Raw genomic sequence first — 15,336 nt, 5'->3', positions numbered from 1 at the left:
GAAAAACAGGAAATCCGATCGATGCTGATCCGCACGCTTGCTGCCCTGGAATGTACGAATGTGCTGCTAGCCAATCGCGTGGGCCGCCTGGCATGCGCGAAAGACGGCCAGCCTTACGTCGTGCCGGGTGCACTATGCGTACGCCGACAATCATCTCTACGCGTTTTCCATGCCGGGCAAGAAGATCGACTGGATGCGCGCCAACCCACTGGTGTCCGTTCAAGTCGACGAACGCGGCGAAGGGCGGAACTGGAAAAGCGTGGTTGTCGATGGCCGCTATGAGGAACTGCCTGACCGGATAGGCCACAAGCTCGAGCGCGACCATGCATGGACGATGCTGAGCAAGCACACTGACTGGTGGGAGCCCGGCGCCCTCAAACCGGTTATGCCTCCGGTGTCAGATAGCACGCCACACATATTCTTCCGGATCCTTGCCGAGCAGGTGTCCGGCCGGGAAGCAAGTGAGTAGGCTGTTTCGGGGCCTCATACATCGACACCGTCGAAGAGCGCGGCCGGGCCGGCGCGGCAGTGCGAAAATCGCGCAGATCAGGCACCATCGTCGGACGCCTCCCAACCTTCGATCTGGCCCTGCCAGTAGACGGTTTCCTTGCCGTCGATTTCCCAGGCGACCTCTCCGGCAAATGGAAGCCACATATTGCCGTGACGACGATAGTCGGAGAAACGGCCGCGCCACGGAGTTGGCAGGATGGGTGCCGTGGCCGAACGCGGTCTATCGGGCGCAAAGGCACCGGCAATCCTCCCCTCGTTGTCGAGGCTGAGCGTGACTTCGGCCGCTGTCTCTCCCACGCCGGCGCTCACGGCCAGCCCGTGGGGACCGTCTTCACGCCAGCGCAGCGTGGCATTGAACAGGATGGCGTCGGGCGCCCAGGCAAGTTCGGCAAGGTATCGCATCAACTCGCCGCGCATCAGCGCCGACGAGCGCTCGGCGCGGGCGACCGGGATGACCCCGAGCGCCATGACATCCAACCGCCCCTGGCCGCCCTTCAACGCATCGCGCACCGAGATCATACCGAAGGGACCAACCCGTGCCCGCCAATCGAAGGCACATTCGCACGTGTCGATCGTTTGTGTTGCGGTAAATGACATCCAGGACGTGGCTCCAAGCCGCTGTTTCATCCGTCCTGTTTGCTTGAGCTTGACCGTCGTTCGGCGCATCTCGGGATTGGCGCCGAGTCGGCGAGCGAGGTCATAGACAGCGGCTGGCAACCGCTGCCTGATCAGAAGATCATCCTCAGCCATCATGCGGCCTTCCTCTATGTTGACGCATTGCTCCACTTCGCCAGCGTGGCCGCTATTCCGGCCACATAGAGGGTCCCGAAGATCAGCTTGTTGCGACGCGCAAGCCATTCTGGAAGATAGATATCGAAGTTGTCGCGGCGATCGTCGGTGTAACAAGCAGCAACGGATGTGAGGGGGCACTGCCATCCGTTCAGGACCAGCACGAGCACCTCCACCAGGACGACGCCGATCGACAGCGTCGCGTAGAAATAGTCACCCCGCAAGGCGAACACCCAGATTGCTAGGATGCACGCGACAAAAAAAGCCCAGACGACAGTGTGAATGGCCTTGATTGTCACGAGCCGTGCCGCCGATGAGGGCGGGCTCTGAACGGGAGCGTTCAAGATATGATTACACTTTCTGTTGGCCGGCGCGCCGAGAAGGGGAGCGCGGCTCCGTAGCCAAAGCGCATGACGAGGTCGGGACGTCGCTCGGGCAAGCCGACAAGCGTCGCCAGTTCCGGCCGCAGGCCAGCGACTTCGACGGGCTGATTGATGAAAGCGTGCTTGAGGCCGAGCGCGGTGGCCTGCAAAGCGAAACGCTGGCAGGCGCGGCCCGCCAGAACCCAATGCTCACGGTCTTCCTTTTGGGCGACGAAGACGGCGACGCCCGCCGAAGAGGCGAGCTGCCGTGCATATTTTTCGTTCTCGGCCTTGGCTTTGAAAACGAGATCGAACATGACCGGACCAAGCCATGCCGGAAGGGCGGGACTACCGCTTGTTGCGCTGAAGAGGCCGTCACCGGTCACGATTGCCTGCCGGGGGCTGAAGCGCAGCCAGGTCTTCAGTTCCTGCACGAACGCGGCGTCGGCGATCTGCGCATTGTTGCCCGCGACCACCAGGTCGCGCAGGCGGCCGATCTGTGGCCGATCCGTGATTAGAACCAGATCGACCCCCGGCACGGCCGCTGCAGCGTAAAGCGTCTGCAAGTCGCGGCTGCTGACGGCTTTGCCCTCATAGTCGCCACGTGTTGATTGCCGCTTCGGGATCGCATCGAACAGCGCCGGCTCGACAGGCGCCCCACCCCCGAACGCGAACATCACGGCGCCGTCATTCGCCGAGCTGAAGCTGAGTTCGCCAGGCTTTCCGCGCCCGCCGCTGGCGATAGCCAGATTTTCTGCCGCGCAACCGAGACTGGCGAAAAGATGGTGATTGTCCGGGTCGACGATCGCGATCTGTCGTGCCATGTCGGGCAGGATTTCTATCCCGACATCGCTGATCTTGAACTGCCACGGTTGGGTGTTGTGACTGTTCGCCGCAAGTGTCGCGTAACGGATCAAGTCGCTCGTCTCAGGCGCTTGCTTCAATGCTGAGCGCGTCGCGGCCACCGAGGCGTTGTATTCCGCCATCGACCCCATGTTTCGGAGCCCAAAATAGGTTGCTGCGGCGCCGGCGGCCATCAGGGCACCTCCGCCGACCAGATATTGCCGCCTGTTCATCGCTTTTGGCCGATCTGTCTTCGACAAGTGCGAAGCGGCCAGAAGTGACCGGTGCGGTTGTCTCTAATGACGTAACCTTCAAATGCGACGGAGGTTCCCCATGATAAATCGCGTCGAAGACAAGAGCGGCTATGCGCTTGCAACCGATTTGGGGGCGAACGCATATTCGAGATTTCCCATCGTCACCCCTGCGTCTCCCGTTCGCGGCATATCACCGGTCGATCTTGCCCGTTCATTGTGTTGGATCAAAGCCTCCTCCGATTTTTGCGACTTAGCTGTCGCGCGAAGTTTGAGGTGACCGTCAGCGCTGGCGAAACTCCGACGAGCATCAATCAAAATCGGAGGAGCATCCATGAACGAGTCTGCCCTGCGACGCGTATTGCTGACCACTGCAATCCTGGGTCTCGTCGTTGGAATCGGAGTCTGGCGAACCGGGCTCGGCCCCCTTGAGGCCGACACGATCTGGACGGTGGCGACCTTGCCCGTGGTGGCGGCTCTCGCCATCTCAATTCTGCGCGATTTCTGGATCGGCCGCTTCGGCGTCGATGCGATTGCGCTGGTGTCGATGTCCGCCGCTCTGCTGCTTGGCCAACCCCTGGCTGCAGTTGTGGTCGCGATCATGTATGCTGGCGGCACGGTGCTCGAGGATTTTGCCCGCGGCCGTGCGGAACGCAGCCTCAAGGCGTTGACAGATCGATCGCCGCGTGTCGCCCATCGGACGTCAACGCTGGGGACAGAAACCATCTCCGTCGAAGACGTTGCTGTCGGCGACGAGCTTCTGGTTCGGGCCGGCGAACTGCTTCCCGTCGACGGCATCCTGCTCGATGCTTCGGCCTCGCTCGACGAGTCGGCGGTGACCGGTGAACCGCTGCCGGAACGGCGGACAGCGGGCGATATGCTGCGCAGCGGCACCATCAATGCGGGTGAGACCTTCAGCATGCGGGCTTCGGCCTTGGCAGAACAGAGCACCTATGCGGCGATCGTGCGCATGGTTGCTGCAGCGCAGACGGCGAAATCCCCCTTCATCCGCATGGCCGACCGCTTTGCCCTGTTCCTACTGCCAGCCGCTCTGCTGGTTTCCGGTGCCGCCTGGTACATCTCCGGCGATCCAATCCGGGCGCTTGCTGTGCTGGTCGTCGCGACACCTTGCCCGCTCATCCTCGCGGCACCCGTTGCCTTCATCGGCGGTGTGTCCCGCGCCGCGCGCGCAGGTATCCTGATGAAAGGCAGCGCGGCTCTGGAGGGTCTTGCACAAGTCCGAACCGCGATCTTCGACAAGACTGGAACCTTGACCATCGGCGGCGCCGAGCTCATCGAAATCGAAGCAGCACCCGGCCGTGACGCGAACCATTTGCTACAGCTGTTGGCATCCCTGGAACAGGCCTCGCACCATGTGCTCGCCGACTCGATCATCCGGGCGGCGCGCGGCAGACAGCTGATGCTTTCGCATCCGCACGATGTCCACGAGCATCGCGGTGCGGGCCTGATGGGCCTAGTCGAAAACATGTCGATCGCGGCGGGATCGCGGGCTCTCGTGCTCGCCGACAAGCCGCTGCCCGGCTGGGCGAAAAGCGGCGAAGAAAAGTATCACGACGAGCCGGTGCTCAGGGTTTTTGTAGCACTCGGCGGACGACTTGCCGGTGTGTTCACGTTCGGGGACGCCCTGCGTGTTGATGCGCACGATGCACTCGGCAAGCTGCGCTCGGCCGGCATTACGCGCATGGTCATGCTGACAGGAGACGACGGCGTAGCAGCCAAGCGCATCTCCGCATTGCTCGAACTTGACGCCATAGTCGCCGATGCGACCCCTGCCGAAAAAGTTGCGACGGTCGAAGCCGAGAAAGCCTCGGCACCGACGATGATGGTCGGCGACGGCATCAACGATGCCCCTGCCCTGGCGGCCGCAACGGTCGGCATTGCCATGGGCGCACGTGGTGCCACCGCCTCCTCCGAGGCAGCTGACGTCATCGTGCTGACCGACAGACTGCAGCCCGTCGCCGACGCGGTTCGGATTGCACGGCGAACGCGATCGATCGCCTTGCAAAGCATCATCGCCGGGCTGGCTTTGTCCGGGCTGGCAATGATCGCGGCTGCCATGGGGCAGATCACCCCGGTTGCCGGAGCGCTGCTTCAGGAAGGGATTGACGTGGCGGTTATCCTGAACGCGTTGCGCACCCTTGGCGATGGAGACCTGCGGCGCGCATAGTGGTTGAGAGCAAAATCGGTAAATGGCCATGGCACAGCAGAATTTGGTGGTTTGCGGCAAATGTGGTGGGGTCAACCGCCTGCCGCCGGGCCGCAATGCCATGGAGGCGAAATGCGGAAAGTGTGGGAACCGACTGTTTTCGGGTCACCCGGAAGACGTCGACACCCGGGTTTTCGATTGTCAGATCGCGCGCAGCAGCCTTCCAGTTGTCGTCGATATTTGGGCACCATGGTGCGGCCCCTGCAAGATGATGGCACCGGCATATGAAGCAGCAGCAAGTGACATGGAGCCGCATGTCCGCCTGATCAAACTCAATTCCGAGAATGAGCAGGCTGTTGCGGCCAGGCTCGGCATTCGCAGCATCCCGACCATGATCCTCTTTCATGGCGGGCGCGAAATCGCGCGCACATCAGGCACAATGACGGCAGGGCAGATCGTCAGGTGGGTTCGCGACCGCCTGCCGACGGTCGCCGTCTAATGGATCCGCTCATCGCCCGGCTTGGACTGGCCCTTGCAATAGGTCTTCTCGTCGGCTTGGAGCGTGGCTGGCAGGAGCGGGATGCACCTGATCGCAGTCGAACGGCCGGCATCCGGACATTCGGTATATCCGGTTTGCTCGGCGGCGTGCTCGCCGCACTCGCCAACGCACTCGGCGCAGTATCCGTGCTGGTCGGCGGGTTCATCGCCTTTGCGGCAATCTTCGCTTGGTACAAGGCCCGCGAGGCGGTCCATGATGAGGATTTCAGCGTTACGAGCGTGATCGCAGGCCTTGCTGTTTTCGCGCTTGGCGCGCTGGCTGTCGCTGGCGATTATCGGGCCGCTTCCGCCGGAGGGGCAGCACTGGCGGCTGTTCTTGCCAGTCGCGAGATCCTGCACGGCCTCCTGAAGCGACTGACCTGGATTGAGCTTCGTTCGGCGTTGATCCTGGCGGTGATGACCGCGATCATCTTGCCCTTGTTGCCTAACCGGACGATTGACCCATGGGGCGGTTTCAATCCGTGGGAGGTCTGGTTCCTGACGGTGCTGATGGCATCGATCTCGTTCGCCGGCTATGTGGCTGTCCGTGTCCTGGGGAACACGCGTGGTCTGCTTGTCAGTTCGCTCGCAGGTTCACTCGTCTCTTCCACCGCAGTCACCTTGGCGCTGGCCCGCAATGGCTCATCCGCGAGCAATCCACTGCCGCTCGCAGGCGCGGCTTCGCTGGCAGCGATGGTTTCGGTGCTGCGGGTTTGCGCCGTGGTGCTGATCATCGAGCCAAGCGTGGTCGCTTCGGTCGGTATCCCCGCTATTGCCGCAGCGCTCGTCTTTGCGGCATGCGGCGCATTGTTGTTGGCCCGCAACGGGAGGGATGGCGAAGGCGGCACGATCACACGCAATCCATTCGAACTGGGCCCTTTACTCCTCTTCGCCTTGTTCTTTGCGTTCGTTGCTACGGCGAGTGCGGGTCTGGCAACTCAATTCGGCGGGCGGGGCCTGCTGGCAAGTTCGATGCTGGCCGGTACGTTTGATGTCGATGTCTCGGTGCTCAGCGCGTTGCGCCTGGTCAAGCATGCAGTCCCTGTCGATACCGTGGGACAGGCGGTGCTCGCTGCGCTGGCAGCAAACGCCATCGGCCGCGTATCGCTGGCAGTATTTGCCGGACCGATCAGGTTCTGGTTGCCGCTGGTTGCAGCAACCTTTATCGCCTTGATGGCCGGCTATGGGGCCATGCTGCTGCCGTCGAACTTCTGACAGCGCCGAGACAACCAATCGGCGAGGCTGCGTGAGTGGCATCAGGTTGGGCGCTCTCTTGTGGCGAGCGACGAAGCTGGTGGGCGCACAGATAGCAGCTGGCTCCCCACGGCTCTCTCTTCATCTGTGGGGATCACAAGCACGTCGACGCTGGAACCAGCAAGGCTGATCACCCCCTCGCCTCGTCGATTCAGCTTGTGGTCAATATCAACCCCAAGCCAGCCGGCCACAGCCCCGATCCTCTCCCGGATAGATGGCGCGTTTTCGCCAATTCCTGCCGTAAACACCAGCGTGTCCAGTCCGCCTATCGCAGCGGCCAGCGACCCGATCTCGCGCCCTATTCGATAGACAAACAGGTCGACGGCTTCGGCGGCCGCAGGACTGTCTGAGTCGATCAGCGTTCGCATGTCACCGGATATCCCAGACACACCGAGCAGACCTGATTGCTCGTAAAGAAGCGCGACCAGTTCTTCGGTCGAAAGCTTCTTCTCCTGCAGGAGATGGAGAATGATCCCCGGGTCGAGCGCACCGCAACGCGTGCTCATCACCAGGCCGTCCAGGGTCGAAAACCCCATCGTCGTCGCGATGCTTCTTCCGGCGTCCATGGCGCACAGGCTGGCGCCGCTGCCGAGATGGGCGACGATCGTGCGGCCGCCGGCGCGAGCGCCGTAGCGGTCACGCAGCCTCGAAGCGATATGGCTGTATGACAGCCCGTGGAAGCCATAGGAAACGATGCCCGCCTCGGTCATCGCGCGCGGCAGCCCGTAGATTTTGGCAAGCTGCGGCCGAGTCGAATGAAACGCCGTGTCGAAGCACCCGATCTGGAGGGCCTGCGGCAGGAGTTCAGTGGCCAGCGCGACAATCTCGAGATTGATCCGTTGGTGGATGGGCGCCATCGGCTCAAGCAAGCGCAATGCTTTGAGCGTGCGTTCGTCGAGCAACGCCGCTTCGGTGAGGCCACGCCCGCCGTGAACGATCCGGTGCCCAACCCTGTCGATGCGTCGCAGCAGATCACTTTCGGCGAGCACGGAGGTGACCGTCGTGAACGCCTTGTCCATATCGATCTGTGCTTCGCCCAGGCTCCTGTCGATCTTGGACCTGCCGGCCGCGGCCTCGACACGTAGCCGTGGTTGACGGCCGAGAGAGGAGATATTGCCGCGCAGCAGCAGCGGGAGTTGGTCACTTCGCTCGAAGACGGCGAACTTCAGGCTCGAAGAACCGCCGTTCAGGACAAGGATCGCATCGGTCATGAAGCCATCCGATATCTTGCGACCCCCTATGTGCTGAAGGTCGGGCAACCGCTCAATCTGGACGCTTTGGCGCCGCATCAGGATCCTGCCCCCACTTCCAGTCAAGGATCTCCGGCATATCCTGCCCATGGGCGCGAATATAGGTCCGGTGTTCTAGCAGCTTGCTGTCCATCGCCTGCCTTAACGCGACCCGGACGCTCTTGAGGCGCGGAACCCAGTCGAGGACGCTTTGGACGATATGAAAGCGGTCGAGACCGTTGAGCACCGTCATGTCGAAAGGCGTCGTCGTCGTGCCCTCCTCGTTGTAGCCGCGCACGTGGATGTTGTCGTGGTTGGTGCGCCGATATGTCAGGCGATGGATGGTCCAGGGATAGCCGTGATAGGCGAAGATGACGGGTTTGTCGGCGGTGAACAGCGCATCGAACTCGCGATCCGACAGACCGTGCGGATGATATTCCTTTGGCTGAAGAGTCATCAGGTCGACGACATTTACCACCCTGATCCTGAGATCAGGAACCTGTTGCCTGAGGATCTGCACGGCCGCCAGCGTTTCGAGGGTCGGGACGTCGCCAGCGCAAGCCATCACGACGTCAGGCTCAGCCCCATCGTCCGTTGACGCCCAGTCCCAGATGCCGACCCCTGCCCTGCAGTGAACGATTGCCCTATCCATCGACAGCCACTGCCATGACGGCGGTTTGCCGGCGACGATGATGTTGATCCGGTTCCAGGTCTGCAGCACATGGTCGGTCACGCAGAGCAAGGTGTTGGCGTCCGGTGGCAGATAGACCCGTACAATGTCGGCCTTCTTGTTGAGTGCGACGTCGATGAAGCCGGGGTCCTGATGGCTGAAGCCGTTGTGTTCCTGGTGCCAGACATGGCTCGACAACAGATAATTCAGCGATGCGATCGGCCGCCGCCACGGGATATCGCCGCAGGCATCCAGCCATTTCGCGTGCTGATTGAACATGGAATCCACGATATGGATAAACGCCTCGTAGCAGGAAAACAGGCCATGGCGCCCGGTGAGCAGGTAGCCTTCGAGCCAGCCCTGGCAGGTGTGCTCTGAAAGGATTTCCATGACCCTGCCGTCACGACCGAGATGAACATCTTCGGGTAGAATTTCTTCCATCCAGGCGCGCTCGGTCACTTCGAACACATCCTGAAGCCGGTTCGAGGCGGTCTCGTCTGGGCCCACGATGCGGAAATTCTTCGCAGCCTGGTTCAACTGCATGACATCACGCAGGAAGCTTCCCATCACCCGCGTCGACTCGGCCTTTATGCCGCCGGGACTCTCGACCGCAATGGCGTGGTCATGCAACCCTGGCAGCTCGAGAGACCTGCGCAGCAGGCCGCCATTGGCATGCGGGTTGGCGCTCATACGCCTTGTGGCTTGGGGTGCGGTGGCACGGATCGAGGCGACCGGAGCGCCGGCGGCGTCGAACAGCTCCTCGGGCCGATAGCTTTTCAACCACTCCTCAAGCAGCTTCAGATGCGCAGGGTTTTCCGCAAGGCCGGACAAGGGTACCTGGTGCGAACGCCAGAAGCCTTCGGTCTTCAGCCCGTCAACCTCTTTAGGTCCGGTCCAGCCCTTTGGGGTGCGCAGCACGATCATCGGCCATTTCGGTCGCGCCATCTGCTCGGAGGAATCAGCGCGCGCCGCATGCTGGATCGCGCGGATGCGATCGAGCGCATCGTCAAGCACATTGGCCATTCGTTGATGCATCAGGGCCGGCTCGTGGCCCTCGACGAACAGCGGTTCATAACCGTAGCCAACGAAAAGCGCGCGCAGTTCGTCTTCGGGAATGCGGGCCAGAATCGTCGGATTGGCGATCTTGTAGCCATTTAGATGCAGGATCGGCAGCACCGCGCCGTCGCGCGCAGGGTTTAGGAATTTGTTGGAATGCCACGCCGCGGCCAGTGGCCCGGTTTCGGCTTCGCCGTCACCGACGACGCAGGCCACGACAAGGTCGGGATTATCGAACGCGGCACCATAGGCATGGGAGAGCGAATAACCAAGCTCGCCGCCCTCGTGGATGGAGCCGGGCACGTCGGGTGCGGCATGGCTTGGAATGCCGCCCGGAAAAGAGAACTGCCGGAACAGCCTGCGCATGCCCTGCTCATCCATCGATATGTCCGGATTGAGCTCGCTGTATGTGCCTTCGAGATAGGTGTTCGCCACCATTGCCGGACCACCATGGCCGGGGCCGCAAACGTAGATCATATCTGCATCCCTGAGCCGGATCGCGCGGTTGAGATGAGCGTAGATGAAACTCAGGCCCGGCGATGTTCCCCAGTGGCCGAGCAGCCGCGGCTTGACGTGCTCAAGCCGCAGCGGCTCGCGAAGCAGCGGATTGTCGAGCAGGTAAATCTGGCCGATCGTCAGATAATTCGCGGCGCGCCAGTATGCATCGATGTCGCGCAACTGGCGCTCTGACAGGCGGTCGCTTGCGGTTGCAATGGTTACGTGTTCGGTCATGCTTGGGCTCCCGTTGCCTGGTTGCGAAATGCCGCAGGACCCGCGACTGGGCTGGGGTCGTCTCTCTCATGCGAATGAACACCAACGCGATGGCGCTCCATTTGGTTCACCACCACCGTGAAGTACTGCCGACGGACATCGGCGGCTGTCGTTCGCAACATTGTTGTGACGACGGACGGTGGGAGCTTTGATCCACCGCAAAGCGTCTGCGCAATCTCCAGTCAGATGCCACTGCGGGGATGGTGTGGCAGCGGCTGCGACCAGCACCTAATCTGCCTGCTATGATGTTCTAGGTAGTTTCCCGTAGGGACATACCCGAATTTCGCGACCCGCCGACACGCGCGACTGCTGTGCCACGGAATAACCGGGAAAACGTCCATGCACGCTTACACGACGTCCAGAATTTCGCTGCCGCCGCAATCCGCGCAGCCAACCCTGGCAGCGGCATTCGACGCGGCACCCCTGCAACCGATCTGCTTCTTTCCCGCGGGTTCGGAAATCTATGCCCAGGGCGAGAAGGCCGGAACCTTCTACCAGATCGAGTTCGGCGCAGTGCGTGTCTACCGCCTGCTTGCCGACGGCCGCCGGCAGATCAGCGCCTTCCATTTGGCTGGCGAAGCGTTCGGCTTCGAAGCTGATACGCGACACATCATTTCTTCGCCGAAGCGATCAACGCTGCTGCCGTCCGCGCCTTCCGGTTCGCCGCCGGGGTGGACATGTCCCGTCAGCTGCTGCCTCTGGCGCTCAAGGGGCTGACAAGGGCACAGGAACACCTCTTGGTCCTCGGCCACCAGAACGGAATCGAGCGCGTCGCCGTGTTCCTGGTCGATATAGCAGAGCGGCAGGGCGGATTGCGACAGGTCGAACTGCCGATGTCACGCTTGGATATCGGGGACTATCTCGGTCTCACAATCGATACCGTATCGCGCGTTTTCACCAGGCTTAAGGACAACGGCGTCATCCGCTTGCTTAATCTGCGCAGCATCGAAATCGTCAAGCATGACGCGCTTCACAATATGAGCGAGTGAACCGCCACTTTGCCGATCAAGCACAATGCTGCCCTCCCTCGGCGTCGGCGCTGGTTGGCCAAGGGTATCCCGGCGACAACGGAGCAGACGGAACCGTCAAAGTCCAAGAAATCGTAACCTTGATTTCGTGGCCCGCACTCGCCGGTCCAGTTCACACTTCATCACGATGTCGGGTGACCGGGAAACACCCAATTGAGCGACAGACGGCGGATGGTGGATACGGCGGCGATCCTCGTGGTCGAACTGGCGACTGGTAGCGGCACACGGCCAGGCAAGAGATTGATCGGCGGGTCTATCGCAGGATCGGAAATGGAATAGAAGCAGAACTTTCGTGTGCAGTTTTTGCACACGGCCTCTCATAACTATTTGATTTTACTTACTTTTCAGCCCCATCCATCATTACGAATTAGTGCTTGGCCAGAAAGAGGGGCTCGAGTCCACGCGGCGGGCCGCTCTGAAAATCACCAGCAAAATCAATTATTTATATAGGTGCTATGGTGGGCCCGGAGGTGGCGAACCGGACAAGACCTCCAAATGAGCACCCCACCCAGATTACAGCAGCACAGACGGCCTTGGTCGCAATCGACATCGATGTTGGTTGGCCGACCGGGGTTTGAAGTCCGGCCAGGATGAGCTTTGAAGTAGAGCGCGGCCTAGGCTTTTGGCTTCGCCTTTCTAACCTCCTCAACGGCGATGTTTAACGCCGTTTCAAAGGCGTGCCTTAAGTCAGCAATCTTGTCTTTCCTTAGCTCAGCGGTCTGTTTTGAGATAGGCGCAAGCTCCCAAATAAGCGCGTTCCCCGTCCCCAGAAGGTGAGCCAGAGCAGCATCCGTGGCCTCCGTCGTTTCCAAAAGATCCCGCGACTTCCCAATGTTCATCTGCAAATGACGCGTGAGCCCTTTTACATTGCCCGCTTCCGCATTGATCGCCTCTCTGCGCAACTTATGCAGGTACTCCACTGCTGCTCCGATTGGCATTTTTTCCTCCCTTGCTGTCGAATCGTCACTGATCATCGTACGCCCCATTCTGAAAGATGGCCGCGCGATATCGTGAGCTTGGCGACTTAGGCAAAACCAACTAGCATTTGTGTCTCCACCAGTAGGGTCTCCAAAAGCGTCCAACATCCGGGCGGGCAGCGAGCCGCGCCCGATCGAGGTCGCGGACGTTTCGACCGTCTCCCGCGTGTTCGCTGCTTCCGACGCGAGCAACACGATTTTCCCACCTGTCGCGTTCTTCACTCATGAGGCCGACAAGATCGCTGCCCTGGGCGTGACAGGCAAAGCTATCGACACCATCAACGCGGTCTGCGCCCAAGGCATCGAGGCGCGCTGCGTTTTCGTCCGCGTGGCACACCCGACCAAGACCGATCCGGCCGAGAAGGCCACCAAGGAAATGACCAACATCATCGACTCGGCCGCAAGCATGACGGGCGTTCACGCGCTTTCCTATGCGTGTGGACATGTCGGCATCGAGCCGGATCGCATCGTTACCGGCCGCGGCGTCCCAGCTAACCGGGGTGAGCGTACGATGACCCAATGGCCCCCTCGCCGCGTGTTTCTTGTCGATGACCATCCGGTCGTGCTGTCCGGTATCCATATCCGGCATATCGCCACCACAAAGTGCGTCGTCGGCTCGCCGTATTCTCGAAGCGACGGGTTCGCATTGCGCGACCATGCTGTCACACCGGCTTGCTTCTCCGCCACTTCGCTCTTCTCGTGGTCAGATAGGCTTGTGACTATCGAGAAAAGACGGTTAGATTGGGAATGAAACGGTTGCACTCCAGCATCTTCACGATAGGCTTTCTGGCACTTGGCATCGTTGCCACCGAGGCCAAGCCGGTTCAACTGACCGCCGATCAAATCGGAGTCGTCGAGCAGACCGTAAAATCCCTGCTGAAAGACCAAACGAACGTGTCATTCGGTAAACCCGGTGCCATTACGACTTCAACCGGATCAATCATGGTTTGCGGTAGGTACAATACAAAGAGCGGCTTTGCCGGGTATTCCGGCGAGACCGCCTACAGGGGCCAGTTCGATAGCGCCGACAGCGAGACAAAATACCTCCCGGCGTTCGACATTATCACAATGCCTGAAAATCAAACTGAAACCGACGATCTTGTAAAATTCTGCACCAATTCAGGCGTCGATCTGGCGCCGATCAGCAAATAGCCTGAAATGCTTCCCGCAGCCACGTGCCGACAGCGCTCGACCGCTTAATCAGTATGGCTGAAAGCGACGCCCCTTAAGGAGTTCTGGTCCACTTACGTCAGTTGGCCGCGTAGCGTGGCATGTCGCCCTTCGCCAACTCGGCCCGGACGAGCCATGAACAGCCATGGCTCGTCCGGCGAAGCGGCCACAGGATCGTAAGCGCTATCAATTCTCCCCACGCAGGCCAGGTGGATGTCGCCGGGAAAGGCGCTGCGAACGGAGGATGAAATGCTGACCAAGACACAGGCCGTGGATGGCGCAGCGATCAAGAAGGCCATCGAAGGCCGTGACGGAAGAATGTTGTCGAGCTTCTATACCGACGACGCGCTGATGCGGGTGATCGACCGCAATAATCCACCAAGCAAGGCGCGCGAAATCCGCGGAAGCGCAGCGATCAGCACGTGGTGCTCGCCGACGGCAATTTCGTCACGGCGAGCGAAACCGACAACGCCGACCTGCTCTGGGAGCTGCGCGGCGGCGGCGGCAATTTCGGCGTGGTCACGAGTTTTCTCTTCAAGGCGCATCCGGCCAAGATGGTCTATGGCGGGCCCATCATCTGGGAACTGGGCCAGGCGCGAGAAATCATGCGCTGGTACCGCGAGTTCGAGAAGACCGCGCCCGACAATTTCTACGCCTTTCTCGGGCTGCAGGTGGAGCCGCCCGGCGATCCGTTCCCGCGCGAGCACTGGAACAAGAAGATGTGCGCGCTGATGATCTGCCACAATGGCCCAGCGGCGGACGCGGAGAAGGCCGTCAACGCCCTGCGCGGAGCGCTGCCCAAGCCGATCATCGACTCGGCCGGGCCGTGCCCTTACCTCGCGATCCTTCCACGGCTCGGCACCCTGAAGCGAAAATACGACCCGCAGAACCTCCTCCGGGTCAATCATAATATCTCACCGGCGATGTAGCGCGACGATCATCCACGCCTCGGAAATTCCTGTTTAGGGTTCATTGGATTTTGAAGGCGCGGTTAACATGGACGTCGTGCGACCGGCGCAAGTGCCATGTCGACCGCACCTGGGTTTTCCAGAACGGGACGAGATGCCAGTGGCTCCTACTTAGGCTCGAGTAAGGATCCCGTGGATTTCCTCTCCGATCGAAATGGACCGCGAGTGCTTGGTCTACAGCGCACAATACGGCGTAACGCTCGATCTGATCGTCGGACAGCTCGCAATCGGGGACTTTGTCTCGCACGGACTGCACTGCTGAAAAGGTCGAAATGATGCGTCCTGGAGCACAGCAACCGACGTACCCCTGCACAGCGTCTATGACGTTATCAGAAATAAGAAAGTTAAAATGCCGCGAGTTAGGTGTGGTGGAAGCTACGGTCCGGTTTAACATTTCGCCTTCAGCAAGCCCCATCCGAGGGTAGCAGGTGGACGGATGTATCGGCAAGGACCGATCGATAACATGGGGTCGTTGTTCGCCGAATTCTAATATACTCGCGTAGGGGCCTTCCGATCCCTAACGAAGCCGTTCGCGCCCCACCAGTATCCCTCACAGTCGCACTTCGCTGCGGTTGATACCTCCATGGCATCAAACACTCTTCGTGCCGGCGGCATGATCCTGCTCTTCTTGCACCGAAGCTTCGCGACAGCCTCGCTCACGAACAATAATACGACACCTCATGGAACCTTCCCCCGAGACGCGAGTTCCGTGTTGACTGCGAGTTTCGCAGTCGGCTGCGGCACCCGTTTCGCC

Annotated in this window: 13 protein-coding genes and 2 pseudogenes; 9 read left to right on the top strand and 6 right to left on the bottom strand. The window is 60.8% G+C overall.

The genetic code is table 11. From position 1 onward, the window contains the following. Positions 1-21 precede the first annotated feature (21 nt). Positions 22-469: pseudogene (locus FCU66_RS29625) on the top strand (pyridoxamine 5'-phosphate oxidase family protein). 77 nt (positions 470-546) lie between these two features. Here FCU66_RS29625 and FCU66_RS29620 read toward each other — a convergent pair. From FCU66_RS29620 to FCU66_RS29610, 3 genes are read right to left on the bottom strand one after another with little or no spacing between them, the layout of a single operon-like run. After that, a complete protein-coding gene (locus tag FCU66_RS29620; protein ID WP_136619680.1) occupies positions 547-1,263 on the bottom strand; it encodes a DUF6544 family protein in 717 nt (238 codons plus the stop codon). An 11-nt stretch (positions 1,264-1,274) separates the two neighbouring features. After that, the gene (locus tag FCU66_RS29615; RefSeq protein WP_246094077.1) at positions 1,275-1,598 is read right to left on the bottom strand and encodes a hypothetical protein; all 324 of its coding nucleotides are present in this window, start codon (positions 1,596-1,598) and stop codon (positions 1,275-1,277) included. 41 nt (positions 1,599-1,639) lie between these two features. Then, a complete protein-coding gene (locus FCU66_RS29610; RefSeq protein WP_342778217.1) occupies positions 1,640-2,698 on the bottom strand; it encodes an Acg family FMN-binding oxidoreductase in 1,059 nt (352 codons plus the stop codon). A gap of 391 nt (positions 2,699-3,089) precedes the next feature. Here FCU66_RS29610 and FCU66_RS29605 point away from each other — a divergent pair, with 391 nt between their 5' ends. From FCU66_RS29605 to FCU66_RS29595, 3 genes are read left to right on the top strand one after another with little or no spacing between them, the layout of a single operon-like run. After that, positions 3,090-4,943: a heavy metal translocating P-type ATPase gene (locus FCU66_RS29605; RefSeq protein ID WP_136619677.1), complete on the top strand. Its 1,854-nt coding sequence runs from the start codon at positions 3,090-3,092 to the stop codon at positions 4,941-4,943. A gap of 28 nt (positions 4,944-4,971) precedes the next feature. Continuing rightward, a complete protein-coding gene (gene trxC, locus FCU66_RS29600) occupies positions 4,972-5,421 on the top strand; it encodes a thioredoxin TrxC (protein WP_136619676.1) in 450 nt (149 codons plus the stop codon). Then, a complete protein-coding gene (locus FCU66_RS29595; RefSeq protein ID WP_136619675.1) occupies positions 5,421-6,674 on the top strand; it encodes an MgtC/SapB family protein in 1,254 nt (417 codons plus the stop codon). Before trxC ends, FCU66_RS29595 begins: the two co-directional genes overlap by 1 nt. A gap of 41 nt (positions 6,675-6,715) precedes the next feature. Here the strand turns inward: FCU66_RS29595 and FCU66_RS29590 are convergent, their stop codons facing one another. Together FCU66_RS29590 and FCU66_RS29585 are read right to left on the bottom strand one after the other, a co-directional pair. Further along, the gene (locus FCU66_RS29590; protein ID WP_136619674.1) at positions 6,716-7,924 is read right to left on the bottom strand and encodes an acetate/propionate family kinase; all 1,209 of its coding nucleotides are present in this window, start codon (positions 7,922-7,924) and stop codon (positions 6,716-6,718) included. A 52-nt stretch (positions 7,925-7,976) separates the two neighbouring features. After that, positions 7,977-10,400: a phosphoketolase family protein gene (locus FCU66_RS29585; RefSeq protein WP_136619673.1), complete on the bottom strand. Its 2,424-nt coding sequence runs from the start codon at positions 10,398-10,400 to the stop codon at positions 7,977-7,979. A 378-nt stretch (positions 10,401-10,778) separates the two neighbouring features. On the opposite strand from FCU66_RS29585, the pseudogene FCU66_RS29580 reads away from it, so the two are divergent. Both FCU66_RS29580 and FCU66_RS42595 read left to right on the top strand, forming a co-directional pair. Further along, a pseudogene (locus tag FCU66_RS29580) lies at positions 10,779-11,428 on the top strand (helix-turn-helix domain-containing protein). A gap of 192 nt (positions 11,429-11,620) precedes the next feature. After that, positions 11,621-11,746, top strand: a complete 126-nt coding sequence (locus FCU66_RS42595; protein ID WP_281285557.1) for a hypothetical protein — start codon at positions 11,621-11,623, stop codon at positions 11,744-11,746. A 335-nt stretch (positions 11,747-12,081) separates the two neighbouring features. On the opposite strand, the gene FCU66_RS29575 is transcribed toward FCU66_RS42595, so the two are convergent. Further along, complete coding sequence (locus FCU66_RS29575) at positions 12,082-12,441, bottom strand: hypothetical protein (protein WP_136619672.1); 360 nt, start codon at positions 12,439-12,441, stop codon at positions 12,082-12,084. A 169-nt stretch (positions 12,442-12,610) separates the two neighbouring features. On the opposite strand from FCU66_RS29575, the gene FCU66_RS41345 reads away from it, so the two are divergent. The 3 genes from FCU66_RS41345 to FCU66_RS41340 all read left to right on the top strand — a co-directional run bounded on the left by FCU66_RS41345 (position 12,611) and on the right by FCU66_RS41340 (position 14,543). Then, the gene (locus FCU66_RS41345; RefSeq protein ID WP_168991989.1) at positions 12,611-13,195 is read left to right on the top strand and encodes a hypothetical protein; all 585 of its coding nucleotides are present in this window, start codon (positions 12,611-12,613) and stop codon (positions 13,193-13,195) included. Further along, the gene (locus tag FCU66_RS29570; RefSeq protein ID WP_168991988.1) at positions 13,192-13,596 is read left to right on the top strand and encodes a hypothetical protein; all 405 of its coding nucleotides are present in this window, start codon (positions 13,192-13,194) and stop codon (positions 13,594-13,596) included. Before FCU66_RS41345 ends, FCU66_RS29570 begins: the two co-directional genes overlap by 4 nt. 440 nt (positions 13,597-14,036) lie before the next feature. Next, on the top strand, positions 14,037-14,543 hold the full coding sequence (locus FCU66_RS41340) for a BBE domain-containing protein (protein WP_168991987.1): 507 nt from the start codon (positions 14,037-14,039) through the stop codon (positions 14,541-14,543). Positions 14,544-15,336 lie beyond the last annotated feature (793 nt).

Source organism: Mesorhizobium norvegicum, assembly GCF_004919685.1.
GTDB lineage: Bacteria > Pseudomonadota > Alphaproteobacteria > Rhizobiales > Rhizobiaceae > Mesorhizobium > Mesorhizobium norvegicum.
Note: the sequence above shows the minus strand (reverse complement) of the source record. Positions and strands in the feature narration are given on the sequence as shown.

Coding starts and splice junctions, on each gene's coding strand:
- FCU66_RS29620 (WP_136619680.1), bottom strand. CDS start 1,263: ATGATGGCTGAGGATGATCTTCTGATCAGGCAGCGGTTGCCAGCCGCT.
- FCU66_RS29610 (WP_342778217.1), bottom strand. CDS start 2,698: ATGGCCGCCGGCGCCGCAGCAACCTATTTTGGGCTCCGAAACATGGGG.
- FCU66_RS29605 (WP_136619677.1), top strand. CDS start 3,090: ATGAACGAGTCTGCCCTGCGACGCGTATTGCTGACCACTGCAATCCTG.
- trxC (WP_136619676.1), top strand. CDS start 4,972: ATGGCACAGCAGAATTTGGTGGTTTGCGGCAAATGTGGTGGGGTCAAC.
- FCU66_RS29595 (WP_136619675.1), top strand. CDS start 5,421: ATGGATCCGCTCATCGCCCGGCTTGGACTGGCCCTTGCAATAGGTCTT.
- FCU66_RS29590 (WP_136619674.1), bottom strand. CDS start 7,924: ATGACCGATGCGATCCTTGTCCTGAACGGCGGTTCTTCGAGCCTGAAG.
- FCU66_RS29585 (WP_136619673.1), bottom strand. CDS start 10,400: ATGACCGAACACGTAACCATTGCAACCGCAAGCGACCGCCTGTCAGAG.
- FCU66_RS29575 (WP_136619672.1), bottom strand. CDS start 12,441: ATGATCAGTGACGATTCGACAGCAAGGGAGGAAAAAATGCCAATCGGA.
- FCU66_RS29570 (WP_168991988.1), top strand. CDS start 13,192: ATGAAACGGTTGCACTCCAGCATCTTCACGATAGGCTTTCTGGCACTT.